16 protein-coding genes are annotated in these 24,543 nt (G+C 62.2%); 7 read left to right on the top strand and 9 right to left on the bottom strand.

Annotated features, from left to right (window positions below; all coding sequences use genetic code 11):
* The first annotated feature begins 3 nt into the window (after window positions 1-3).
* On the top strand, window positions 4-1,710 hold the full coding sequence (gene aceF, locus KEM63_RS03665; protein ID WP_223654848.1) for a dihydrolipoyllysine-residue acetyltransferase: 1,707 nt from the start codon (window positions 4-6) through the stop codon (window positions 1,708-1,710).
* Window positions 1,711-2,034: 324 nt separating this feature from the next.
* Here aceF and clpB read toward each other — a convergent pair whose 3' ends face one another.
* From clpB to rluD, 3 genes are all read right to left on the bottom strand, one after another.
* Window positions 2,035-4,602, bottom strand: coding sequence for an ATP-dependent chaperone ClpB (gene clpB / locus KEM63_RS03660; protein WP_223654847.1), 2,568 nt, complete (start codon window positions 4,600-4,602; stop codon window positions 2,035-2,037).
* A gap of 132 nt (window positions 4,603-4,734) precedes the next feature.
* Complete coding sequence (gene pgeF, locus KEM63_RS03655) at window positions 4,735-5,466, bottom strand: peptidoglycan editing factor PgeF (protein WP_223654846.1); 732 nt, start codon at window positions 5,464-5,466, stop codon at window positions 4,735-4,737.
* Window positions 5,463-6,422, bottom strand: a complete 960-nt coding sequence (rluD, locus tag KEM63_RS03650; RefSeq protein ID WP_223654845.1) for a 23S rRNA pseudouridine(1911/1915/1917) synthase RluD — start codon at window positions 6,420-6,422, stop codon at window positions 5,463-5,465. The genes pgeF and rluD overlap by 4 nt, the downstream gene beginning before the upstream one ends.
* A 195-nt stretch (window positions 6,423-6,617) precedes the next feature.
* On the opposite strand from rluD, the gene KEM63_RS03645 reads away from it, so the two are divergent.
* The 4 genes from KEM63_RS03645 to KEM63_RS03630 all read left to right on the top strand — a co-directional run bounded on the left by KEM63_RS03645 (window position 6,618) and on the right by KEM63_RS03630 (window position 11,090).
* Window positions 6,618-7,613 (top strand): outer membrane protein assembly factor BamD, encoded by a 996-nt coding sequence (locus KEM63_RS03645; protein ID WP_223654844.1) that lies wholly within the window; start codon window positions 6,618-6,620, stop codon window positions 7,611-7,613.
* Window positions 7,614-7,885: 272 nt separating this feature from the next.
* Entirely contained in the window at window positions 7,886-8,122 is a 237-nt protein-coding gene (locus tag KEM63_RS03640) for a PP0621 family protein (RefSeq protein WP_223654843.1), read from the top strand.
* On the top strand, window positions 8,115-9,704 hold the full coding sequence (locus KEM63_RS03635) for a sensor histidine kinase (protein ID WP_223654842.1): 1,590 nt from the start codon (window positions 8,115-8,117) through the stop codon (window positions 9,702-9,704). The genes KEM63_RS03640 and KEM63_RS03635 overlap by 8 nt, the downstream gene beginning before the upstream one ends.
* Window positions 9,705-9,746: 42 nt before the next feature.
* On the top strand, window positions 9,747-11,090 hold the full coding sequence (locus tag KEM63_RS03630) for a sigma-54-dependent transcriptional regulator (protein WP_223654841.1): 1,344 nt from the start codon (window positions 9,747-9,749) through the stop codon (window positions 11,088-11,090).
* Between the two features lie 85 nt (window positions 11,091-11,175).
* Here the strand turns inward: KEM63_RS03630 and thiO are convergent, their stop codons facing one another.
* A complete protein-coding gene (thiO, locus tag KEM63_RS03625; RefSeq protein WP_223654840.1) occupies window positions 11,176-12,276 on the bottom strand; it encodes a glycine oxidase ThiO in 1,101 nt (366 codons plus the stop codon).
* Between the two features lie 205 nt (window positions 12,277-12,481).
* On the opposite strand from thiO, the gene mqo reads away from it, so the two are divergent.
* Window positions 12,482-13,969, top strand: coding sequence for a malate dehydrogenase (quinone) (mqo, locus tag KEM63_RS03620; RefSeq protein ID WP_228744799.1), 1,488 nt, complete (start codon window positions 12,482-12,484; stop codon window positions 13,967-13,969).
* Window positions 13,970-14,000: 31 nt separating this feature from the next.
* Here the strand turns inward: mqo and KEM63_RS03615 are convergent, their stop codons facing one another.
* The 5 genes from KEM63_RS03615 to KEM63_RS03595 all read right to left on the bottom strand — a co-directional run bounded on the left by KEM63_RS03615 (window position 14,001) and on the right by KEM63_RS03595 (window position 22,593).
* Window positions 14,001-15,053, bottom strand: coding sequence for a M48 family metallopeptidase (locus tag KEM63_RS03615; RefSeq protein ID WP_223654838.1), 1,053 nt, complete (start codon window positions 15,051-15,053; stop codon window positions 14,001-14,003).
* A complete protein-coding gene (locus KEM63_RS03610; RefSeq protein ID WP_223654837.1) occupies window positions 15,046-16,365 on the bottom strand; it encodes a YjgN family protein in 1,320 nt (439 codons plus the stop codon). Before KEM63_RS03610 ends, KEM63_RS03615 begins: the two co-directional genes overlap by 8 nt.
* Before the next feature lie 120 nt (window positions 16,366-16,485).
* Window positions 16,486-17,238: a substrate-binding periplasmic protein gene (locus KEM63_RS03605; protein ID WP_223654836.1), complete on the bottom strand. Its 753-nt coding sequence runs from the start codon at window positions 17,236-17,238 to the stop codon at window positions 16,486-16,488.
* A 157-nt stretch (window positions 17,239-17,395) separates the two neighbouring features.
* Entirely contained in the window at window positions 17,396-18,652 is a 1,257-nt protein-coding gene (gene glyA, locus KEM63_RS03600) for a serine hydroxymethyltransferase (protein ID WP_223654835.1), read from the bottom strand.
* A 101-nt stretch (window positions 18,653-18,753) separates the two neighbouring features.
* A complete protein-coding gene (locus tag KEM63_RS03595) occupies window positions 18,754-22,593 on the bottom strand; it encodes an EAL domain-containing protein (RefSeq protein WP_223654834.1) in 3,840 nt (1,279 codons plus the stop codon).
* 178 nt (window positions 22,594-22,771) lie between these two features.
* Between KEM63_RS03595 and ettA the strand changes: the two genes are divergently transcribed.
* The gene (ettA, locus tag KEM63_RS03590) at window positions 22,772-24,436 is read left to right on the top strand and encodes an energy-dependent translational throttle protein EttA (RefSeq protein WP_223654833.1); all 1,665 of its coding nucleotides are present in this window, start codon (window positions 22,772-22,774) and stop codon (window positions 24,434-24,436) included.
* The last annotated feature ends 107 nt before the right edge of the window (window positions 24,437-24,543 follow it).

Here is a 24,543-nt window from a genome sequence, read left to right as displayed (position 1 = left end):
GGTATGAGCGAACTGATCAAGGTACCGGACATCGGCGGTGAAGGTGAGGTCATCGAGATTCTGATCAAGGAAGGCGACACGGTCGAGCCGGAGCAGAGTCTGGTCGTTGTGGAGTCTGACAAGGCAAGCATGGAGATCCCCAGCCCGAAGGCCGGCGTAGTGAAGTCGATCAAGGTGAAGATCGGCGACACCCTGAAGGAAGGCGCGGAGCTGATCGAGCTGGAGTCGGCCGACAGTGCGCAGCAAGCGGAGGGCGAAGACGCTGCGAGCGGCGGCGACGACAAACCCGTCGACGAAGCGGAAGAAGCGGTGGCAGATGATGCCGAGAGCAAGCCGTCTCCCGCCGAGACTGTAACCGAAGCCGACTCGTCCGCCATCAGGGAGGTGAAGATTCCCGATATTGGCGAGAACGCAGCAAAGATTATCGAGATACTGGTCAAGCCGGGCGATAGCGTCGAGAAAGAGCAATCCTTGCTGGTACTGGAATCCGACAAGGCCAGCATGGAAATCCCCGCGCCGTTCGACGGCGTGGTCGAGTCGGTCGATGCCAAGCTCGAACAGGACGTGAAAACCGGCGATCTGATCATGCACCTGCGGACCGCCGATGGCGAATCGAAGCCGTCAGAGAACACATCCAAGCAAGGTGAAGGGGCTGGATCAAGCGGCTCGGCAGACAAGCCAGCGGTGGCGAAGCCCGACGACAAGCCCGCCGGCGCGGCCCCTGGCTATGCTGACAAGGGCAGCGAGGCCAGCACCGAGCGCCCCGAACCCCCACCGGTTGGCGGCCCCAGTCGCGACGGCAAGAAGGTTCATGCCGGCCCGGCGACACGTCAACTGGCGCGGGAGTTCGGCGTCGATCTCGCACAGGTACCGCCTAGCGGGCCGAAGGACCGCATCCTCAAGGAAGACGTGCAGAACTTCGTCAAGGAGACACTGAAAGGCAGTGGGCCGCAAGCTGCTGCGCCGGGAGGCGGCGGTATTCCGCCGGTTCCCGAGATCGACTTCAGCCGCTTTGGTGAGGTGGAGGTCCGTGACATGACGCGCCTGCAGCAGGCCGGCGCGGTGAACATCCATCGCAGCTGGCTGAACGTACCGCATGTGACGCAGTTCGATCTGGCCGACATCGGTGAATTGGAGGCGTTTCGCAAGGAACAGAAGGCCGCCGCCGAAAAGGCAGGCGTCAAGCTCACCGTGCTGCCGTTTCTGCTCAAGGCCTGCGCGCACCTGTTGCGCGAGCAGCCGCACTTCAATGTCTCACTGGCGGCCAATGGCAAGCAGCTGGTGCACAAGCAGTATGTGCATATCGGTTTTGCCGTCGACACACCGGACGGGTTGCTGGTACCGGTGATCCGCGATGTGGACAAGAAAAGCCTGCTGCAACTCGCTGGCGAGGCCGCGGAGTTGGCCGACAGGGCGCGCAACAAGAAGCTCGGTAGTGATGCGATGCAGGGCGCCTGCTTCACGATTTCCAGCCTCGGACATATCGGCGGGACCTACTTCACGCCCATCGTCAACGCACCGGAAGTGGCCATTCTCGGGGTCAGCCGGGCAAGCATGCAGCCGGTCTGGGATGGCAGCACATTCCAGCCTCGGCTGATGCTGCCTCTGTCGCTGTCCTACGATCACCGTGCAATCAATGGCGCGGCGGCGGCGCAGTTTACCAGGCGGCTCGGGGAGCTACTGGGGGATATACGGACGATGCTGTTGTAACAGGGCAGCGCGGTCCCTTGTGGGAGCGTTCGTGGGCGCGACGCGGCGATGTGCAACCTTCTTCGCGGCCGGGTCCGCTCCTACAGAACCCCGGCAACCGCGACCTCTCGTGCAGGAGCGCACCTGGGCGCGAGAAGGCGCTGTGCAACCTGCTTCGCGGCCGGGTCCGCTCCTACAAACAACCCTCGCAGACGCGAAGCTTTATGTAGGAGCGCACCTGGGCGCGAAAAGGGAGCTTGATCGGGGCAGTCCGTAAGCGACTTGGCACCTCCTTCAACCATAAAAAACCCCGCCGAAGCGGGGTTTGGTTTGCCATGACACGAATCAGTCGGTAAAGACCAGTTCGTCGCCGTCGACCTTTGCCTTGATCGTTGCACCAGGCGGGAAGTCGCCAGCCAGTATCCGCTGCGCTAGCGGGTTCTCGATCCAGCGCTGGATTGCCCGCTTGAGCGGTCGTGCGCCGTATACCGGGTCGTAGCCGACTTCGCTGAGCTTCTCCATCGCCTCGTCGGTAATTTCCAGTCCCAGTTCGCGCTCGGCCAGGCGTTGACGCAGACGGCTTAGCTGAATGCTGGCGATGCCTGAAATCTGGTCCTTGCCCAGCGGCTCGAACACCACGACCTCGTCGATCCGGTTGATGAATTCCGGGCGGAAGTGGTTGCTCACGGCGTCCATGACGGCTGCATGCTGCGCTTCGCGATCACCGACCAGTTCCTGAATCTGCGCCGAACCCAGGTTCGAGGTCATCACCACTACCGTGTTACGGAAGTCGACGGTCCGGCCCTGACTGTCGGTCAGGCGACCGTCCTCCAGCACCTGCAGCAACACGTTGAACACGTCCGGATGGGCCTTCTCTACCTCGTCCATCAGGATCACCGAATACGGCTTGCGACGTACCGCTTCGGTCAGGTAGCCGCCCTCCTCGTATCCCACATAGCCCGGCGGCGCACCGATCAGTCGCGCCACGCTGTGCTTCTCCATGAATTCGGACATGTCGATCCGCACCATCGCTTCTTCGGTATCGAAGAGGAATTCGGCCAGCGCCTTGCACAGCTCGGTCTTGCCCACCCCGGTGGGGCCGAGGAACATGAACGAGCCGCTCGGGCGATTAGGGTCGGCCAGCCCCGCGCGCGAGCGACGCACTGCATTGGAGACCGCCACCACCGCTTCGTGCTGACCGATCACGCGCTTGTGCAGTGCGTCTTCCATGCGCAGCAGCTTGTCGCGCTCGCCTTCTAGCATCTTGCTCACCGGAATGCCGGTCCACTTGGACACGACCTCGGCGATTTCCTCGTCGGTCACCTTGTTGCGCAGCAACTGGTTCTCGGTCTTGCCGTGCTGCTCGGCCATCTGCTGACTGCGCTCCAGATCCGGAATGATGCCGTACTGCAACTCGGCCATGCGGTTCAGATCGCCCTTGCGCCGTGCCGACTCCAGCTCCTGCTTGGCCTGCTCAATCTTCTCCTGAATCTGCGCACTACCCTGCACATCGGCTTTCTCGGCCTTCCAGACTTCTTCCAGATCGGCGTATTCGAGCTCGATCTTGGCGATCTCTTCCTTCAACTTCTCCAGGCGCTTTAGCGCGGCGTCGTCGTCTTCCTTCTTGAGCGCTTCGCGCTCGACCTTCAACTGGATCAGGCGTCGCTCGAGTTTGTCGAGTGCCTCGGGCTTGGAGTCGATCTCCATGCGAATGCGGCTGGCCGCCTCGTCGATAAGGTCGATCGCCTTGTCCGGCAGCTGACGGTCGGTGATGTAGCGGTGGCTGAGCTTGGCTGCCGCAATGATCGCGCCATCGGTGATGGTGATCTTGTGGTGCAGCTCGTAGCGCTCCTTCAGCCCGCGCAGGATGGCGATGGTGTCTTCCTCGCTCGGCTCATCGACCAGCACCTTCTGGAAGCGACGCTCCAGCGCCGCGTCCTTTTCCACGTACTTGCGGTATTCGTCGAGGGTGGTCGCGCCCACACAGTGCAGCTCACCGCGGGCCAGGGCCGGCTTGAGCATGTTGCCGGCGTCCATCGAACCTTCAGCCTTGCCCGCACCAACCATGGTGTGCAGCTCATCAATGAACAGAATTACCCGACCTTCCTGCTTGCCCAGTTCATTCAGTACGGCCTTGAGCCGCTCCTCGAACTCACCGCGGAACTTGGCACCGGCGATGAGCGAGCCCATGTCCAGCGACAGCAGGCGCTTGTCCCTCAGCCCGTCCGGCACCTCGCCGTTGACGATGCGCTGCGCCAGACCTTCGACGATAGCCGTCTTGCCGACGCCGGGTTCGCCGATCAGCACCGGATTGTTCTTCGTACGCCGCTGGAGTACTTGGACGGTTCGGCGAATTTCGTCGTCGCGGCCGATGACCGGGTCGAGTTTGCCGTCTTCGGCTTTCCTGGTCAGGTCGACGGTGTACTTGTCCAGCGCCTGCCGCGATTCCTCGGCGTTGGCGTCGTTGACCGATTCGCCACCGCGCAGGTTTTCGATTGCAGTCTCGAGCGCCTTTTTCGACACGCCTTGCCCCAGCAGAATCTTGCCCAGAGCATTTGAGTCGTCCATTGCAGCAAGCAGCACCAGCTCGCTGGAGATGAACTGATCCCCACGCTTTTGCGCCAGGCCATCGGCCTTATTGAGCAGACGAGCAAGGTCCTGCGACAGGTTCACATCGCCACTGGGATTGGAAATCGTTGGCAGTTTGTCGACGGCGTCGACCAACGCGGCACGCAGCGCATTGGTGTCGAACCCGACCTGGCGCAACAGCGGCTTGATTGACCCCTGCTGCTGATCAATCAGCGCCAGCATCAAGTGCAGGGGTTCGATTTGATTGTGATCGCGACCAACCGCCAACGATTGGGCGTCGGACAGGGCCACCTGGAGTTTGCTGGTTAAACGGTCAATGCGCATGGATCTTGTCCTGTCTTGAAGGCCGGGGTGCCCGGCAGGTTCAAACGAGTGATGGACTTTAGATAGGGACAATTATCGCCCTTTCAAGGTCCGGCACATTGACAGGAGTCAAAATTTTGTCGGATCAAAGGCTCAGGAGGCCAACCAGATCAGCGAGGCGAAGCGACCGGTCGTTCCGTCGCGTCGGTAGGAATAGAAGCGTTGCGCATCATTTACAGTGCACAGACCGCCGCCATGGACAGCGTTCACACCCGCCCGCTGCAATCTGAGCCGGGCGAGCTGGTAGATGTCGGCAAGATGATGACCCGGGCGGGTAGACGCTTCGAATGCCTGCTCCGCTGCCGGGTCGTGCTCGACAAAGACCTGGCGCACCTCAGCTCCCACCTCGAACGCAGTAGGACCGATAGCCGGGCCGAACCACACCAGCAGCTCATTCTCGGGCGTGCGCAACGCTTCGATGGTCTGCTCGAGAATGCCGCCGGCGAGCCCGCGCCAGCCCGCGTGCGCGGCAGCGACCCGGGTGCCGGCTCGATCGCAGAACAGCACGGGCAGGCAATCGGCAGTCATGATGGTGCATGCTATTCCCGGCTGGTCCGTCCAGCTGGCGTCGGCATCCATGACCTGCGTCGGATCGGCGGGTACCACTGTCGTGCCATGGGTCTGCTCCAGCCAGGCTGGTACGCACCCCAGCGAGTCGACCAGCACGGTGCGATTGGCCGCGACCGCGGCAGGATCATCTCCGACATGGCTTCCCAGATTGAGCCCGGCCCAGGGCGCGACGCTGCTGCCACCCTCACGGGTCGTGACGCAGGTGCGCACCTGCGGTGGAGCCGGCCAGTCGGCAGTCAGCCAGGCACTGCTCATTCGCCGATTTCACCGTCGTCGCGCAGCATCGCCAGCAATTGCCGCATGTCTTCCGGCAGGGGCGACTCCCAGCGCATCGCGCGCCCGTCGTCAGGGTGCTCCAACTCAAGGCGGCGCGCATGCAGCGCCTGGCGCGGAAATTCGCGCAGCATTCTGATCAGCGACTGGCTGGCTCCCGGGGGGATGCGCAGCCTGCCGCCGTAGGTCTGGTCGCCAACAAGGGGGAAATTTATATGGCTCATGTGCACGCGAATCTGGTGCGTGCGCCCGGTCTCGAGTTTGACCTTCACATGGGTGTGCGCGCGGAACCGGCTGATCACCCGGTAATGGCTGACCGCATCCTTGCCCCCGGCGACCACTGCCATCTTCTGCCGGTTGCTACCGTGGCGGGCAATGGGTTGATCGACCTTGCCACCGGCCGTCATCACCCCGACCACTACACATTCATATTCGCGGGTGACTGTTCTCGCCTGCAGCTGGTTGACCAGAGCGTTCTGCGCCTCCAGCGTCTTGGCTACGACCATCAGGCCGGTGGTGTCCTTGTCCAGTCGATGAACGATGCCCGCACGCGGTACCTTGGCCAGCTCCGGTGCGTGATGCAGCAGCGCATTGAGCAGGGTCCCGTCCTGGTGCCCGGCTGCCGGATGCACGACCAGCCCAGCGGGTTTGTTGATCACCAGCAGCGCATGGTCCTCGTAAACGATGTTCAGTTCGATCGCTTCCGGCTGCCAGTCGCCTTGCGTCTCGCGCTCGGCATCCAGCTCCAGCTGCTCGCCGCCGTAGACGGTATCCCGGGTGCGGACAGATTTGCCATCCACCTTCAGGCTGCCGTCCTTGATCCAGGTCTGCAGGCGCGAGCGCGAAAAATCGGGGAACAGCTGGGCGGCGACCTGGTCGAGGCGCTGGCCTCCGGACTCGGGGGCAACCTGGGCGGACAAGCGAATACGATCTGACATGGGAACTCACGTAAAGCGCGCGAAAGGCGCCAGATACACAGGCCGAATCCCGTTTTGGTTTTCGCCTCTGCGCTGTGGTTAAATACGGCTCTTCAAGGCACCTGCCGAGCAGGCGGCGTGCCAGGAAACGAGGTCCAACTATAACAGGACGCCCACCCAGGCAACAGCTTGCGGTCGTCCATCCGGATGTCACATATGTCGATGAAACACCTGTTGCTGGTCGGTTTGTTCGCCCTGTTGGCGGCCTGTTCTTCCAACACCAAGACGCTGGACGAGTCCCTTAGCGAATCCGAGCTGTACAGCATGGCGCAGGAGGATCTGGACGCCAGGAATTATGGGCCGGCCATCGAGAAGCTGCGTGCGCTGGAGTCCCGTTATCCGTTCGGTCGCTTCGCCGAGCAGGCCCAGCTCGAGCTGATCTACGCCTACCATCAGAACAACGAGCCGGAAGCGACACGCTCCTCGGCCGATCGCTTCATCCGACTGCATCCGCAGCACCCGAATGTCGATTACGCCTACTACATGCGCGGCATGTCCTCGTTCAACCGTGACCGCGGCATTTTCGAGCGTTTTCTGCCGCTGGACATGACCCGTCGCGACCCCGGCGCCGCCCGCGACTCCTTCAACGAGTTCGCCCAGCTGGTCAGCCGCTTCCCCGACAGCCGTTACGCACCCGATGCGCGCCTGCGCATGGTGTATCTGCGCAACCTGCTGGCCTCGTATGACGTCCACGTCGGCCATTACTACCTCAAGCGTGGCGCATTCGTGGCCGCCGCCAATCGCGGGCGCTATGTGGTGGAAAACTTCCAGCAGACCCCGGCCGTACCCGACGGCCTGGCGCTGATGGTCGAGGCCTACGATCGCCTGGCCATGGACGATCTGAAATCCGACGCACTGACGGTTCTGCAGGCAAACTATCCGGATCACCCCAGCCTGGAAGACGGCGAATTCCGTCACCATGTCGAGCCGGCACAGCGCGACGCCGGATGGGTCGAGTCGATGACGGTCGGCGCGCTTGACCGCCTGCTGACACCACCACGTCAGGGCGGCCGCACCGTGGCCGAGCGCGAGATGGAACGCCAGTACCAGGACGCCCTGGCTGCCATCCCCAGCGACATCCGCACGCCCGTGCAGGAGCAGGAACGCGATCGCTCCTGGTTCAGCCGCCTTACGTTCGGCCTGTTCGACTGATCGGCCTCCTGCGGCATGTGACGCCTCCGGCGCGCATGCCGCAGCTCTGCGCAACATTCAACGCGTAACCCCAACTTCAGCTCTGCCGCAGGGAACATCACCCCGGTGCTCTCAGCCTCCACAGTACTCACCTGATACAGGCCCTCGTACCGCCTGGGCGTCCTTCACGACGAGCCTCCGATCGCTCGCTCCCTGGCCGACGCGCGTGGCGCTATGGCCCTCGCCCCGGTTCGGCTACACTGGCGCCCTCCGATTTTTTCACAGGGATGACGATGGGTCTCATCAAGTTCATTCTGCTGTTGATCGTCCTGTTCGCAGCGTTCACATTCTGGCGCCAGTATCAGGCCTGGCAGGCGAGCAAACGTCGCCCGCCGCCTGCTGCAGACAAGCCGCCACTCATGGTGCGCTGCACACATTGCGGCGTGCATCTTCCAGAGGATCAGGCAGTACGCGAGGCGCAGAACTGGTACTGCAGTACCGAGCACCTCGAAGCGGACCGCAATGGCTAGGCAGGAAGACTCCCAGCGAGCGCGGATCGTCAGGATCTACAACCTTTACCGGGTAGTCCTGGCCTTCCTCCTCGCGCTGTTGAGCACCTCGCTGCGCGATGGTCTGCTCGATCTGGCCAACCCCGAACTGTACGAGGCGGCCAGCTGGATCTACCTGCTGGTCAACGTCGCCATCGCCCTGATGCTGCATCAGGGGCGCCGTGATCTTCATCTGTTCGTCACGGCGGTTCTGGACATCTTCCTGCTCAGCCTGCTGTTCTATGCAGCCGGTGGTGCCGGCAGCGGCTTCGGCAACCTGCTGCTGATTCCGGTCGCCACAGGCAATATCCTGCTGCACGGCCGTATCGGCCTGCTGCTAGCCGCGCTGGCCAGCCTGGCGCTGATGTATCTGACCTTCTTCCTCAGCCTGTCGATGCCGGCGTTACCGCAGAATTATCTGCAGGTGGGCGTGCTCGGCTGCATCTTCTTTGCCGTCGCGCTCTTTGTGCAGCGGCTCAGTCGCAAGGTGCAGCAATCGGAGACGCTTGCCCAGCAGCAGGCGGTGAGTCTGGCCTCGCTGGAGAAGCTCAACAAACTGATCATCCAGCGCATGCGCACCGGCATCGTGGTGGTGAACAAGCGGCACCAGGTGCTGCTGGCCAACGAAGCGTCTGCGCAGATGCTTGGCAAGCCGATCATGCGCGAGATGGAGCTGGAAGGTCTCTCCTCTGCGTTGGCCCAGCGACTGCAGCAGTGGCAGCAGTACCCCTCGATCCGCGCACTGCCGTTCCAGAACCACAGCGGCGGCGCAGAGCTGATGGCCAACTTCAAACCGTTGACCCAGGCTGGTGACGAGACGGTGTTGATCTTCCTCGATGACAACGCCCAGGTCGCTCAGCAGGCGCAGCAACTCAAGCTTGCGTCGCTAGGGCGACTTACCGCCAGCATCGCCCACGAGATTCGCAATCCGCTTGGCGCGATCAGCCATGCCGCGCAACTGCTCAGCGAATCGGCTCAGCTGACCGAGCAGGACCTGCGCCTGAGCGAAATCATCCAGCAGCATTCCAAGCGCATGAACAGGGTCATCGAGACGGTACTCGAGTTGTCGCGTCGACGTCCGAGTGAACCGCAACTGGTGGATCTCGGGCTCTGGATGGAGCAGTTTCTGCAGGATTTCGAGCCGTCGAAGCTGGCCTCGGACATGATCGAGTTCGAATGCGAGACTCAGCCCGACGGGGAACCCATCATGACGCGCATGGACCCCAATCAGCTCAGCCAGGTGCTCGGCAATCTCTGCCAGAACGCTCTGCGCTACAGCGGCCGCGAAGGCGAACCGCGAACGATCTGGATTCGGTTGTACATCAATCATGAGACCGATCTACCCGTGCTGGAAGTGATCGATCACGGGCCGGGAATCGATGCCGACCACGTGCCGCACATCTTCGAACCGTTCTACACGACCGAAGCCTCCGGCACCGGCCTGGGTCTGTATATTTCCCGCGAACTGTGCGAAAGCAACCAGGCGAGGCTCGAGTACGAACCCCTGGAACCTCGCGGGTGTTGCATGCGCATCACATTCGCGCACCCCAAACGCTTGGTATGATGGACTTCGCCAACCGGATTGCAAGGAGCATCCCACATCGCCATGACTAGCCCGCTGGTTCTGATCATCGACGACGAGCCGGACATCCTCGAACTGCTCGACATGACGCTTCGCCGCATGAACCTGCGCACGCGCAGTGCCACCACACTGGCCGCGGCGCTCGACATGCTGCGCGAAGAGCGCTTCGACCTGTGTCTGACCGATATGCGCCTACCCGACGGTGACGGAATGGCTGTGGTCAGACATATTCAGCAGAACTGCCCTTCCCTGCCGGTGGCCATGATCACCGCTTATGGCAGCCTGGACACCGCCATCACGGCGCTCAAGGCCGGCGCTTTCGATTTTCTGACCAAGCCGGTGGATCTGCAGCGCCTGCGCGAGCTGGTCAACAGCGCGCTCCGCCTGAGCCAGAAGGCAGAAGCAGAGCCGGAGACGGCGGTCGATGACCCGATCCTGGGCATGTCACCGCCGATTCAACAGCTGCGCGGACAGATCGCCAAGCTCGCCCGCAGCCAGGCGCCACTGTACATAAGCGGTGAGTCCGGCAGCGGCAAGGAGCTGGTCGCCCGGCGGATTCATGCACTTGGGCCACGCGCGAGCCACCCGTTCGTACCGGTGAACTGCGGCGCCATTCCGTCCGAGCTGATGGAAAGTGAATTCTTCGGGCACCGCAAGGGCAGTTTCACCGGCGCCGTGTCCGACAAGCCCGGCCTGTTCCAGGCGGCCAAAGGCGGAACGCTGTTTCTGGACGAGGTGGCCGACCTGCCGATGGCCATGCAGGTCAAGCTGCTGCGCGCCATTCAGGAAAAGGCCGTTCGCCCGGTGGGCACCCAGCAGGAAGAAACGGTCGATGTGCGCCTGTTGTGCGCGACGCACAAGGATCTGGCCGCAGAAGTCGCTGCCGGGCGTTTTCGTCAGGATCTGTTCTACCGCATCAATGTGATCGAGCTGAGCGTGCCGCCGCTGCGCAAGCGACGCGAGGACATCCCGTTGCTGGCCCGGCACATCCTCACCCAGCTGGCGGTCCGCAACGATCTGCCGTTACCCAGACTGACCAGCGCATGCCTCGAACAACTGTGCAATTACCGTTTTCCGGGCAATGTTCGCGAGCTGGAAAATACGCTCGAGCGGGCGTTCACCCTCTGCGAGGGCAACGTAATCGATGCCGAGGATATTCTCCTCTCGGGCGCGGCGCAGACCAGCGAGGAGAACGTATCGCTCGGCGACATCGATTCGCTGGAGGATTACCTCGATGACATAGAGCGCCGGGCGATCACCCAGGCGCTGGAAGAGACCCGCTGGAACAAGACTGCAGCGGCCAAGCGACTGGGTCTCACCTTCCGCTCCCTGCGCTATCGGCTCAAGAAGCTCGGAATGGAAGACTGACTCGGTACACGTGCGGCCGGTCGCCGCAGGTGGCGCCTTGTGGTTTCCCTGCGCAAAGCCCGGCCGGGGCGACGAGCCTCACAGCCTACCGGGGCGCCAATCGCTCGGCCGGCGCGTAGGGTGACGGGTCGATCTCCGGGGCACGGCCCAGGATCAGGTCGGCCGCCAGACGGCAGGATGCCGGCGCCAGCACCAGCCCGTTGCGGTAGTGTCCGGCATTCAACCATAGCCCGCTCACGCCCGGCACCTGGCCGATGAAGGGTATGCCATCCGGCGACCCCGGCCGCAGACCTGCCCACTGTCCTACCGGCTGAAGCTCGGCCAGCGCCGGCAACAATCGCAGTGCCGACTGGCGGAGCGATGCGAACCCTTCGGCCGTGGTGCTGGCATCGAAGCCGCTGTGCTCGAGCGTGCTGCCGATCAACACATGCCCGTCCTGTCGGGGGATCGCGTAGCGACCTTCGAACAACACCATGCTGGGCAACCAGCCAGGCGCGCACCGGTACAGCTGCATCTGACCCTTCACCGGCTGAACCGGCAACGACACCCCCAGGGGCGCCAGCCAGTCGCCACTCCAGGCGCCGGCGGCCAGCACCACCGCGCCGGCTTTGACGACGCCCGCGGACGTACGCACACCCTCCACCCGGCCTTCGCGCACCACCAGTTCGGTGGCCGGTGACTGTTCCAGCAGAGTGAAGTGCCGATGGCCGGCAAGCCAGGCCAGCAGTGCTGACATCAACCGTGGGTTGCGCACGTTGGCAAGATCAGCCTGCCACAGGGCGGACGTGAACCCCGGCGCAAGGTTCGGCACCTGACGGTAGATGAAATCCGAATCGACGCGGCGCAGTGGCTGCCCCTGGCTGCGTGCCCAGCTCAGCGCCTGACCCTGTTCGGCGTGATCCAGCCACATCAGCCCGCAGCTGCTGACCTGCGGATCGATCCCGGTTCGCTGCGCAAGCTGTGCTGCCAGCCGGGGATAGAAGCCTTGCGACCAGACTGCCAGCGCCTGCACCGCATCGCCGTAGCGCCATGGATACAACGGGGACACGATCCCACCGCCAGCCCAGGAAGCCTCCCGCCCCGCCCGCTGACGCTCAAGAAGCGTGACGCGAGCGCCTGCTTCGAGCAGGTTCAGCGCCGTGAGGCAGCCCATGATTCCCCCGCCAACGATGATCACATCCTGCATTAGGCTCTCTCTGTTCCAGTGTTGCCAGGCGGCGAGCTTAAACTACCCTCAGGGTGAATCGCCATGATCTGAAGCAAGGAGCCGGTGCGCGCAATGTGCTCTGGACCGGCCTCTTTTTTAGACTATTCGCCTAGGTTTTGTATGTATTACCGCCTCGGAGAAACCGGTATCATTGGCGCAGTTTTTCGCAAGAGGCGACATGTTAATGACAGCAAAAAACGTAGATGTCTTGCTGGTCGGTGGTGGTGTCATGAGCGCTACACTAGGAATGTTGCTCAAACAGCTCGATCCCGCAATGACCATTACCCTGGTCGAGCGTCTGGATCACGTGGCTCACGAAAGCACGGACGGCTGGAACAACGCAGGTACCGGTCATGCCGGTTACTGCGAGCTCAACTACACACCGCAAGCCCCTGATGGTTCGATCACCATCGACAGGGCGCTGGGCATCAATGCTTCGTTCGAGGTATCGCTGCAGTTCTGGTCATACCTGGTCGAGCAGAACATCCTTCCGGCTCCCAATAAGTTCATCAACCCCACGCCGCACCAGAGCTTTGTCTGGAGCGAGAAGGACGTGGCATTCCTGCGCAAGCGTCAGGAACTGCTTAGCGCCCACCATTTGTTCGCCGACATGAAGTTCAGCGATTCGCCTGAGCAGATCGCCGAGTGGATGCCGCTGGTCATGGATCAGCGCAACCCCAGCGAAAAGGTCGCCGCTACCCGCGTCGAATACGGCTCCGATGTCGACTTCGGCTCGCTGACCCGCAACATGATCGACTGGCTGAAAAAACAGGAAGGCTTCGACCTGCATCTCCGCCATTCGGTCGACTCGCTGCGCAAGAGCAAGCGCGGCACCTGGCGGGTGAAGGTCGAGGATGACGCCAACGGCGGCGAGAAGGAATTCAACGCGCGTTTCGTCTTCCTCGGTGCCGGCGGTGGCTCGCTGCCCTTGCTGCAGAAATCGCACATCGACGAAAGCCAGGGCTACGGCGGCTTCCCGGTCAGCGGCCAGTGGCTGGTATGCCAGAAGCCGGAGATCGTCAAGCGTCACCGCTCCAAGGTCTACGGCAAGGCTGCCGTAGGTGCGCCGCCGATGTCCGTACCGCACCTCGACACCCGCATCATCAATGGCGAGCCCGCTCTGCTGTTCGGTCCGTTTGCCGGGTTCACCACCAAGTTCCTCAAGAAGGGCTCGGTGTTCGACCTGTTCTCTTCGGTCCGTCCATACAACGTGGCACCGATGATGGCGGTGGGTCGCGACAATCTGGACCTGACCCGCTATCTGATTTCCGAGTCGTTTCAGTCGCACAAGGATCGTGTCGCCTCGCTGCGCGACTATTTCCCGCAGGCACGCGAGGAAGACTGGAAGCTGCAGGATGCAGGAATGCGGGTGCAGATCATCAAGAAGGATGCCCAGGGACACGGCAAGCTGGAGTTCGGCACCGAGATCGTCGCCGCCAAGGACGGAACCCTGGCCGCGCTGCTTGGCGCTTCACCGGGTGCATCCACCGCGGCGCAGGCCATGCTCGACGTACTCCAGCGCTGTTTCAAGGAGCAGTTGGCTACGCCTGAATGGCAAGCGCGTATTCGCGACCTGATCCCGTCCTACGGTCAGTCACTGGTCAACGATGCTGAACTGCTCAAGCAGGTGCGTGGCCGCACCCTCCGTACGTTGGGCCTGGTAAAGGCCTGAGCAAGAGGCCGGCGGGTCCCCCGCCGGCTCCTTACCTTTTCAACTGCTGTGACGCCTCATCGAAGCGTTCGATGCGCTCCCGCGTGGGCGGATGGGTAGACAGGAACTCTCCGATTCGGCTCGTCTCTCCCTGCCCATGCGTGGCCTCCAGCCTGCGCATGATGCTGGCAAAATGCGCTGGATCAATGTCACGTTCAAGCAGCACTTCCAGAGCAAAACTGTCGGCCTCGGTCTCCATGCTTCTCGCATAGCTCAGGTTCGCCAGAATGGCGGGCAGGCTTGTGGTCAGATCGGACGCTGCGGACAGGTCACCGGTTATCGACATCATCAGCCAGAGCGCGAGCGAACTTTGCACAATACCGCGCAGGCCATGCCGGTGGACGACATGCCCTGCCTCGTGCGCGAGAATGGAAACCAGCTCGGTGTCGTCAGCCGCCAGTTCGACCAGATCGTCGGTGAACACCATGATCCCACCCGGCAACGCCAGCGCATTGGCACCGAGCGCTTCGCTGGAGCGCAGCTCGATCCTCCACGCCCGGTTGGGGTAGGCCTTGTTGAGCGACGCCATGAGCGGGGCAAAGGCTTCCTTCAAACCGGCTTGACGCTGGTCATCCAGCCCGCTGGGCTCAAGCCAGTATTCGTCCAGCGTGGACATCGACTGCTCGCCTACCCACTGTTCGACATGCGCTGGCACCGCCTGCGCAACCAGTCCGGAGATCCATGGAACGCCCCAGATGATGCTGCCGACAAGAAAGGCTGCGACCAGCATCGCACTCGCCAGAATCAGCCGCCAGTTGGTTTCCAGCCGATGCAGCAGACCTGTTCGGGGAGCGCCTCGCGCGTCGCGAGCCAGGGCCGCCAGGCTCGTCTGATCGGAACACTCGAAGATCGCCACATTGTCGAGCCAGAGATAACTCGCGGCCTTGCCGACCTGCATCCCGAGCCTGACCTGGCGCGCCGGGTAGCGCTGCACCGCGTCCGCCAGGATGAGTACCAGGCAATCGCCCTCCAGACGCAGCCGCGCAGCATGACCGGCGCTACGCCGGCCATCGAAATACTGCCCGCCGAGCCAGCCGTCAGACAAGCGATACGCCCAGATCGAAGGCTTCGCCGATCTCCTGGCCGACAGCGCTGGCATGCTTGACTTCGCTGGCGACGAAACTGTCCAGGTCACCATGCACGGCGACCTCGGTGCAGCTGGCGCGGTAGGCTGCCATGCGTACCTTGGCCCACGGTGTGAAGAACCCGAGTGTCAGAGCGATCAGCAGGCTGTTGCTCATGAATATCCAGACCATGCGCCGCTTGCTCAGGGTCGAGCTGAACCCGTGCAGGCCGAGTACCGTGGCGTTGAACACCAGATTGGTCAGTCCAGCCATGAAATACCCGAACAGCGCCAGATAGCCGATGATGGCCACGATGATTGCCGCGCCGGGGTGGACCAGCTGGCTGACGATACCGCCGACGACCGCAAAGCCGATCACCACGCCGATGATTCTCAGAAAAAACACATAATAATCACTTGCCTTCGCCTTGAGGCGGAACGGCATGGTCCCGAAGTAGCTGTTGTTGACCATGAACGCGTGGGTCTTGAAGATGGACAATGGCAGGGCAATCATCAGCGTGAGCATTGCGACCACCGGCCAGACCAGCATCGCCATGAAGGCTGCGAGGTAGCCGCCGCGGAAATCGAAGCGGATGTTTCGATAGGCACTGTTGACGGCATGAAATTTCAGCGAGCGCACGACAATCCACGGGAACGCCGGCAGGAATAGCCCCATCAGCACAAGCGAGCCCACCGGCCAGAGTTCAGACACCAGGACCCAGACGGCGACCGCGACAATAGCCACCAGCCGCCCCCTGAAAATTACCCAGGGATCTGCCAGATACTGAAAACTGGCGCCATCGATCTGCGTATGCCCGTAGAAGTACTGATTGGTACGCACCTTGGCCCAGGGCGCATAAAGCCCCAGGGTCAGAATCATGAGGAATATATTGACGATCCAGATCCCGAAAAACTCGCTGCCGCTTCCGGTGAACTCGACTGGCTCGAGCCGCCTCACCGTTGGCTGCTGCTGTTCCATCGAGCGGGTTGGCTCTGCGGCGTCAAACCGGGCGGGCGCCGAGGCGACAGCGACCGACTGCACCTCAGCTGCGGGCGAATCAACGGTATCCTCTCGCTCGATGTGGGTCAGCAGTCCTGCCTGCTCGAGGCGGTGCTGATAGGCTCTGGCCTGAGAGGAATCGAGCCGGCGCTTGATGGTTGCGCTACGCCCGCTCAGCAGCGCCTCTATCTGCCCTGACTGGAAACCCAGGCGGGCCAATTCGGCGCTCACCGCCTCGTCAGATACCCCGCCCACACGATTGCCGCTGTAGCGCAGTTTGTATAATTCGCTCATTTCACCTTCCTCTGGTTTAACTGATCGCCGACATCCCTGTAGCTCTACCAACGGCGAATAACTCGCGTTGCCGAATCTAAACCTTTGCCATCGAAGCTGGCAACAACATGATCGTGAATCTCACTGACGCGTCACATCCAGCTCCACACCTTGTGCCGCCAGCTCGTCGAAGGCACGATCAAGATCGCCCCTCAGCGCTTCAGCGAAGCCGCTGCGGCGGGATAACACGAAGCGCATCGGCTGCTCGGCGACCTGCACGAATGGCAGGGGCGCAAGGCCGAGCCGCTTGACGATGGGGTCGACCTGAGCCCGGTAATCAAGCAGATAATCGCCGCGCCCACGCAGCAGCATGTTGACCGCACCGGCGTGCGAACTTCCGCGATGGAAGCGCACCCCCAGCGTCACGTCATACAAGGTGCTCAACAGCTCGTTGGTATAGGTGTAGTTGGTAATCAGAATAAGACGTTTGCCGGCAATGCCTTCTGGCCAGATGGGCAGCGGCGCCCCCGGACGCGCGTACAGGTTGATGCCCACCAGCCCCAGCGTCCGTTCGGTGAGCAGCGTGTGCTCTTCCAGGCCGGGCTTGCTGATGACGCCGGGCCAGACATGCACGGAACCGTCTTCCAGACCGCGCCAGATGCGGGCCGGGGGCAGAATGCGAATCTCGTGCGTGTAGCCCGCCTGCTCGAGGAGCAACCGCGTCAGCTTGACCGACTTGCCCGCCGGCTGACGGTCCTCGTCCAGAAAGGAATAGCCTGGAAACGGCATCAGGCCAACCTGAATGAGCGGCTTGGTGGATACATCCTCGGCCAGAGACGATGCATTGACGCCAAGGCAGAGGAGCGCAATGAGGAGAAAACTCTGGCGCTTCACGGCGAGCGCTCCTTGTTGTTGTTTTCATCCATGCTAGCCCCCCAGGCAGCCCCTGCCAAGCGGCCAATTGCCACATATAAAAACCCCCTGGCAGCGAACTGACAGGGGGTTTGGTTATCGACCGTTACCTATCCCGCGTGAAGCGGGAGGCTGCAGCTCAGGCAACGTACACCGGCAACCGCTTGCAGATCTGCTGAACCTGGCCACGGACACGCTCGATGACAGACTCATCGCCCATGTTGTCGAGGATGTCGCAGATCCAGCCAGCCAGCTCGCGGCAATCGGCCTCGTTGAAACCGCGGGTGGTCACCGCCGGCGTGCCGATACGCAGGCCTGACGTGACGAACGGCGAACGCGGGTCGTTGGGAACCGCGTTCTTGTTGACGGTGATGTGCGCGCGGCCAAGAGCGGCGTCGGCGTCCTTGCCGGTGATGTCCTGCTTGATCAGCGACAGCAGGAACAGGTGATTCTGCGTGCCACCCGATACCACGTCGAAGCCGCGCTCGATGAACACGCCGGCCATTGCCTGGGCGTTCTTCACCACCTGCTGCTGGTAGGTTTTGAACTCGGGGCTCATCGCTTCCTTGAAGCAGATCGCCTTGGCGGCGATGACGTGCATCAGCGGACCGCCCTGACCACCCGGAAACACTGCAGAATTCAGCTTCTTTTCCAGCGCTTCGTTGGCCTTTGCCAGGATCAGGCCGCCACGCGGACCGCGCAGGGTCTTGTGCGTGGTGGTGGTCACCACGTCAGCGAACGGCACCGGGTTCGGATAGACGCCAGCGGCGACCAGTCCGGCAACATGCGCCATATCGACGAACAGATAAGCCCCGACCTTGTCCGCGATGGCACGGAAGCGGGCGAAGTCCAGGACCTGCGAGTAGGCAGAGAAACCGGCGATGATCATCTTCGGCTTGTGCTCGACTGCCAGCGCCTCGACTTCGTCGTAGTCGATCAGACCGGTGTCGGTATTGATGCCGTACTGCACGGCATTGTAGTGCTTGCCGGAGAAATTGACGCCCGCGCCATGGGTGAGGTGGCCGCCGTGAGCAAGGCTCATCCCCAGTACGGTATCGCCCGGCGTCAGCAACGCCTGAAACACCGCGGCATTGGCCTGCGAGCCGGCGTGCGGCTGGACGTTTGCGTAGTCGGCACCAAACAGCTGCTTGGCGCGATCGATAGCCAGCTGCTCGGCGATATCGACGTAGTCGCAGCCGCCGTAGTAGCGCTTGCCCGGGTAACCTTCGGCGTACTTGTTGGTCAGGGCCGAACCCTGCGCCTGCATGACCGCAGGGCTGGTGTAGTTCTCGGATGCGATCAGCTCGATATGCTCTTCCTGGCGCTGCGCCTCCTGCTGCATGGCAGTCCAGAGTTCGGCGTCGACGGTGGCAATATCGTTGGAACGGCTAAACATGTTCGGCCCCCTGATAGGAGTGTCAAAAAAGAGGGGCGCATTTTAGCGCAACGCAGTCCGGCTGGCACATGAAATGCGCTCAGCTGCAGGAGAAATCCTGTTCAGGCAGGCGACAGATGTCTATCGCGCAGGTCTTCGGCGCTCATTGGTTTGCCTAGATAGAAGCCCTGGACCTCGTCACAGCCGAAGCTGCGCAGCAGCTCGTGTTGTTCGGCCGTCTCGACACCCTCGGCGATGACCATCAGTTGCAGGGAACGTCCCATGGCAATGATGGCTTCAGCAAGCCGGGCATCACGGCTGCCGGCATGCATCGCCTGGATGAAGCTACGGTCGATCTTCAGCGTATCGATCGGAAAGTCCTTCAGGTAATTGAGCGATGAGTAGCCGGTCCCGAAGTCGTCCACCGCGATATGCACGCCCAACTCCTTCAGCTGAGCCAGCGTCTGCATGGTCTCTTCGACATCCCGGAGCAGGATGCTTTCGGTCAGTTCCAGCTCGATGCACGACGGATGCAAATCGTACCGTCGGATAACCCTGGCCACCTGCTCGGCCAGCCGACCTTCGGCAAATTGGCGACCGGACAGATTGATCGCCATACGTGGCTGGGGATGACCGGCCGCGTGCCACTCGGCCATCTGCCGGCAGGCCCGGTCCAGCACCCAGTCGCCCAGGGCAGAGACCAGCCCTATCTCTTCGGCAACCGGTATGAACACCGCAGGCGAGATCGCGCCCAGCGTCGGATGCTGCCAGCGCAGCAGCGCCTCCACACCTGTCAGTTCACCGCTGACACAGCCGAACTGCGGCTGGAAGTGCAGCGTGAAGGCATCGTCGTGAACCGCCTTGCGCAGATCGTTCTCCAGACTGAGCCGCTCCAGTGCGCGGGCATTCATCTCCGCCTGATAGAACTGGAACGTATCCTTGCCGGCGCTCTTGGCGTGATACATCGCCGTATCGGCATTCTGCAACAGCTGACTGCCTTCGGTGCCATCCTGTGGTGACAGTGCGATGCCGATGCTGGCACTGATGAAGAATTCACGCTCCTGCAATATGAAGGCAGGTGCGAGCTGCTCAAGGATCTTCTCGGCCACGCTGATGCCCGCACGCATGGCCGACTCGCGGCTGGTCAGCCCTGCCAGCAGCATGGTGAACTCGTCCCCACCCATGCGGGCGACAGTGTCGCTTTCGCGAATACAGGTCTGCAGGCGCTGGCCGACTTCCTTGAGCATGACGTCGCCCGCGGCGTGACCCATGGTGTCGTTGATGGGTTTGAATCGGTCGAGGTCGAGGAACAGAACCGCGATCCACTCGTTGCGCCGTCCTGCCACCTTGAGCGCGCTGGACAGGCGCTCCTGAAACAGTGCCCGGTTCGGCAGCCCGGTGAGGGCGTCGTAATACGCGAGACTTTCGATGCGTGCTTCGCTGGCCTTGCGCTCACTGATATCGACGAAGAAGCAGACGTAGCTGACCAGATCCCCATCGCTGTCCTGAACCGCGGTGATCCCGGCCCACGAGGGGAATATCTCGCCGTTCTTGCGCTTCTGCCAGACCTCGCCCTCCCACCGCCCCTCGCGCTGCATCTCGGTCAGAACGTTACGATAGAAATGCTCCTCATGCACCCCGGAGGCAAAGACCTGAGGCGTCTGGTCGATCACCTCTACCGAGTCGTAGCCGGTGATCTGCGAGAAGTTTTCATTCACCTGGACGATGTAACCGGCCGGGTCGGTAACAAATATCGCTCCGGTGGTGTTCTCGAACACCGTTGCCGCCATCCGCAGGCGGTTCTCGGTACGACGCTGCTCGCTGATGTCACGGGCGATACCGAGCATCCCCAGAAAGCGCCCGGAGGGGTCCCACATCAACGATACGCGTAGCTCGACCGGTATGGTGTGACCGTCTGCCTTGATGCAGTCGAAGGTCGTCTGCCGATGAAAGCCCTCCCGCCAAAGCAGGGCGGCGCTTTCCGGATTGCTGATCCTTGGCTGCAGCTCGCGCAGCATCGCGCCCATGAACCGGTTGAACCGCGTGCCGGCCACCACTTCGACGAAGCCGTGAGTGATTAGGAACTCCGGCTCGTAACCGAGCGCACGCTTGACCGACGGGCTGACGTAGTTGAGCTCGAACGCTTCGTCGGTGGCCCAGATCACGTCGCTGATGTTCTCCGCCAGCAACCGGTAGCGCTGCTCGCCGGTCTTCAGCCGTTCAGTCATCAGCGTCTGCTGATGGACGTCCTTGACAATGCCGATGAGCTGATGCGCGCGCCCGTCGGGCAGCCGCGACAGCACCTTCATGCGGACGTTGAACCAGTGCCAGCTGCCGTCCTTGTGGCGCCAGCGATTGCGCCAGTCGAGCAGTTTTCCGTCGGGCAGCACCTGCTGCAGGTTTCGATTCACCAGAACGTACTCGAGGTCATCCGGATGGACCATCTCGTCGCGATAGCTGGGGCCGAATCCGGACTCTTCCTCTTCCGTATAGCCCAGCGCCTGCGCCAGCGAACGGTTGGAGAACACGAATTGATTACGCTGCATGTCCTTGATGAAGACGATGTCCGGTACCGCCTTCACCACTCCGGACCAGAACCGCTCGCGCTCGATCATGGTCAGTTCGACCTGCCGCCGGGCAGTGATGTCGGAGATGCTCATGGTCACGGCAGAGTAGTCGGCCAGATCTTCGGGCAGTCGCATGACCATCCAGACGTAGCGTAACGCCCCGCGCGCGGTGCGCATGGGCGTTTCCAGTTCGAGTCGCTCCTGCCGATCGATCAGCGCCAGCATCAGCGCGTAGCGGGCACCGCCCTTGCGGATAGGCTCGTCCGCCTGAAGGATGACCTCCATTTGCGGTACGGAATCCAGACCGAGCAGTTCCAGGGTATTGCGGTTGGCGTCGACGACACGGATGTGTTGCAGCAGCTCGGAATGCGAGTCGACGGCTTCAAGCCAGGCGTCCAGGTCGGCCGCTGAGCGCAAGCCCAGCCGGTCGAGATGCTCACGCAGGTCGGCCAGATTGAGCTGACACAGCGCCATCCCCACGCTCTGGAAGATGTCGCGGTAGCGACGTTCGGCCTCCACCAGCCCCTCGCGGGAACGCTGACTGCGATAGGCGAGGCGGCGGTTGGCGTACTGCATCCGCGCAACCAGCCACACAGCCAGCAGCAACACCGCAACGAATGCTGCAACGATCACCGCCTTGGTGATGATCAGGCGTCCCAGGCGAGACTCGTAGTACCCTTCGTCGATCAGGCCGCGGACCTGCCAGAGCGTTCCCTCGACCGGCGCGCTGACCGCCACCCGTTCGCGCTCCTCGGCATTGAGCGCCGGCTCGTCCACATAGATCAGCTCGCCGGACTCCTGACGGGCGAGCACCCTCACCTGTCCTGCATCTTCGATCAGCCAGCTGAAACCGCTCGCCGGGTGGCTCCATAGCATCGCCGAGATGGCCTCCTCGCGCACCAGCATGACCCAGAACTCACCAGGATCTCGGCCTCCGATAAGCCAGTAGACCAGGCGCTGTGTGGGATCGAACTCGATGGCGTAAGGCTGGTTGGTAAGACTCAGCCGGCGCAACATGGGCATCCATGGCGCGAGCGGCTGGTCGATCAATTGCGAATCGGGGGTGACGTGCCTCACTTCGATGAGGCCGGGGATGAGCTCCTGCAGGGAAGCCGGCATGCCGCCCTCTGCAGACCGTGTCTGATGCAGGATATGTTCGGCGGCAGTCGACTTGAGCGTCAGGTTGACGCCCAACTGCTCCGCCATGGCCCAGACGCTCTCCTCGACCTGCACCTGATGCTGGTTGCGCAGGACGCGATAATCCTGCCAGGCCTGCCAGACCATCAGCCAGGCGAGCAGCGTCCCGGCGATGGCGACCAGAGTCAGCCCGATGGCAAGGGGACGGCGGTCATCCGGTGGCGGCCGGTTTGAACCGGACGCGGTATCGTTGGGCATCGAGCTGTCTTTATTGTGTATCAATTGGCCACTATACCGCTTTCATCGGGAGAATCGACCCGCAGCGTCGGATGTCGGGCCGCAGGAGGGTGTTTGCCCTGGGAACTCAGTTGGGCTAGCCTTGCCACCATTTCCCGAGCGGGAATCCCGTTTCCTCTGATCAGCAGGTTATGCCCTCATGGCCCAATATGTATATAGCATGCATCGGGTAAGCAAGATCGTGCCCCCGAAGCGTGAAATCCTCAAGAATATTTCCCTGTCGTTCTTCCCGGGAGCCAAGATTGGCGTACTGGGTCTCAACGGCTCGGGCAAATCCACACTCCTGCGGATCATGGCCGGGGTCGATACGGAAATCGACGGCGAAGCACGGCCGATGCCGGGTATCAAGGTAGGTTATCTGCCGCAGGAGCCGGAACTTGACCCGAGCAAGACCGTTCGGGACATAGTTGAAGAGGCGGTGGACGAGATCAAGCAGGCCCAGACCCGTCTGGATGAAGTGTATGCCGCCTATGCCGAGCCGGACGCAGATTTCGATGCGCTGGCTGTCGAGCAGGCCAAGCTCGAAGCGATACTGCAGGCGTCGGATGGGCACAATCTCGAGCGCCAGCTGGAAGTCGCTGCCGATGCGCTGCGCCTGCCGCCATGGGACGCGAAGATCGAACACCTGTCCGGAGGCGAGAAGCGCCGCGTTGCGCTATGCCGTCTGCTGCTGTCCGCACCGGACATGCTGCTGCTCGACGAACCGACCAACCACCTGGATGCCGATTCCGTCGCCTGGCTCGAACAGTTCCTGCATGACTTCAGCGGCACCGTGGTGGCAATCACCCACGATCGCTACTTCCTCGACAACGTTGCCGGCTGGATTCTCGAGCTTGACCGCGGGCACGGGATTCCTTTCGAAGGCAATTACTCGCAGTGGCTCGAATCCAAGGCGGCGCGCCTGGCTCAGGAGGCCAAGCAGGAATCGTCCCACGCCAAGGCGATGAAGGCAGAACTGGAGTGGGTACGTCAGGGCGCCAAAGGCCGTCAGGCCAAGTCCAAGGCCCGCCTGCAGCGTTTCGAGGAACTGCAGTCGCAGGAATTCCAGAAGCGCAGCGAGACAAACGAGATCTACATTCCGGCCGGTCCGCGCCTCGGTGACAAGGTCATCGAATTCAACAACGTCAGCAAAGGCTACGGCGATCGGCTGCTGATCGACAACCTCTCTTTCAGCGTGCCCAAGGGCGCCATCATCGGCGTGATCGGCGGAAACGGCGCGGGCAAGTCGACCCTGTTTCGCATGATTACCGGCAAGGAGCAGCCGGATTCGGGCAGCATCGACATCGGCGACACGGTTGAAATCGCTAGCGTCGACCAGAGCCGCGACGACCTCGAAGGTGGCAAGACGGTGTGGGAGCAGGTGTCGGACGGGTTCGACCAGATCAAGGTCGGCAACTACGAGATGCCGTCGCGCGGCTATGTAGGCCGCTTCAACTTCAAGGGCGCCGACCAACAGAAGTTCGTCAAGGACCTCTCAGGCGGTGAGCGCGGGCGCCTGCACCTGGCCCTGACGCTGAAGAAAGGCGCCAACGTGCTGCTGCTCGACGAACCATCCAACGATCTCGACGTCGAGACCCTGCGGGCTCTGGAAGAGGCGCTGCTGGACTTCCCCGGCGGGGTTATCGTCATTTCACACGATCGCTGGTTTCTCGACCGTATCGCTACGCACATCCTGGCGTACGAGGACAACTCGCAGGTGGTGTTCTTCGAAGGCAACTACACCGACTACGAAGCCGATCGCAAGAAGCGCCTTGGCGACGCCGCAGCACAGCCCCACCGGGTCAAGTACAAGAAGCTGGCCTGACCGCCTGCAAGCGCCGGGCGACCGGCGCTGCATTCCTGAAGCAGGCGCGCCGACTATCCAGCGGTTCTCCCACCCGCTCGGCGCGATCTGACTATAGTGAGAATGAC

Origin of the sequence: Halopseudomonas nanhaiensis (genome assembly GCF_020025155.1) — a bacterium.
Classification (GTDB): Bacteria; Pseudomonadota; Gammaproteobacteria; order Pseudomonadales; family Pseudomonadaceae; genus Halopseudomonas; species Halopseudomonas nanhaiensis.
This window is presented reverse-complemented; position numbering and strand designations above follow the sequence as displayed.

What these genes read in the sequence shown, in the direction of transcription:
- aceF (WP_223654848.1), top strand. Translation starts at nt 4, where the DNA reads ATGAGCGAACTGATCAAGGTACCGGACATCGGCGGTGAAGGTGAGGTC.
- clpB (WP_223654847.1), bottom strand. Translation starts at nt 4,602, where the DNA reads ATGCGCATTGACCGTTTAACCAGCAAACTCCAGGTGGCCCTGTCCGAC.
- pgeF (WP_223654846.1), bottom strand. Translation starts at nt 5,466, where the DNA reads ATGAGCAGTGCCTGGCTGACTGCCGACTGGCCGGCTCCACCGCAGGTG.
- rluD (WP_223654845.1), bottom strand. Translation starts at nt 6,422, where the DNA reads ATGTCAGATCGTATTCGCTTGTCCGCCCAGGTTGCCCCCGAGTCCGGA.
- KEM63_RS03645 (WP_223654844.1), top strand. Translation starts at nt 6,618, where the DNA reads ATGTCGATGAAACACCTGTTGCTGGTCGGTTTGTTCGCCCTGTTGGCG.
- KEM63_RS03640 (WP_223654843.1), top strand. Translation starts at nt 7,886, where the DNA reads ATGGGTCTCATCAAGTTCATTCTGCTGTTGATCGTCCTGTTCGCAGCG.
- KEM63_RS03635 (WP_223654842.1), top strand. Translation starts at nt 8,115, where the DNA reads ATGGCTAGGCAGGAAGACTCCCAGCGAGCGCGGATCGTCAGGATCTAC.
- KEM63_RS03630 (WP_223654841.1), top strand. Translation starts at nt 9,747, where the DNA reads ATGACTAGCCCGCTGGTTCTGATCATCGACGACGAGCCGGACATCCTC.
- thiO (WP_223654840.1), bottom strand. Translation starts at nt 12,276, where the DNA reads ATGCAGGATGTGATCATCGTTGGCGGGGGAATCATGGGCTGCCTCACG.
- mqo (WP_228744799.1), top strand. Translation starts at nt 12,482, where the DNA reads ATGACAGCAAAAAACGTAGATGTCTTGCTGGTCGGTGGTGGTGTCATG.
- KEM63_RS03610 (WP_223654837.1), bottom strand. Translation starts at nt 16,365, where the DNA reads ATGAGCGAATTATACAAACTGCGCTACAGCGGCAATCGTGTGGGCGGG.
- glyA (WP_223654835.1), bottom strand. Translation starts at nt 18,652, where the DNA reads ATGTTTAGCCGTTCCAACGATATTGCCACCGTCGACGCCGAACTCTGG.
- KEM63_RS03595 (WP_223654834.1), bottom strand. Translation starts at nt 22,593, where the DNA reads ATGCCCAACGATACCGCGTCCGGTTCAAACCGGCCGCCACCGGATGAC.
- ettA (WP_223654833.1), top strand. Translation starts at nt 22,772, where the DNA reads ATGGCCCAATATGTATATAGCATGCATCGGGTAAGCAAGATCGTGCCC.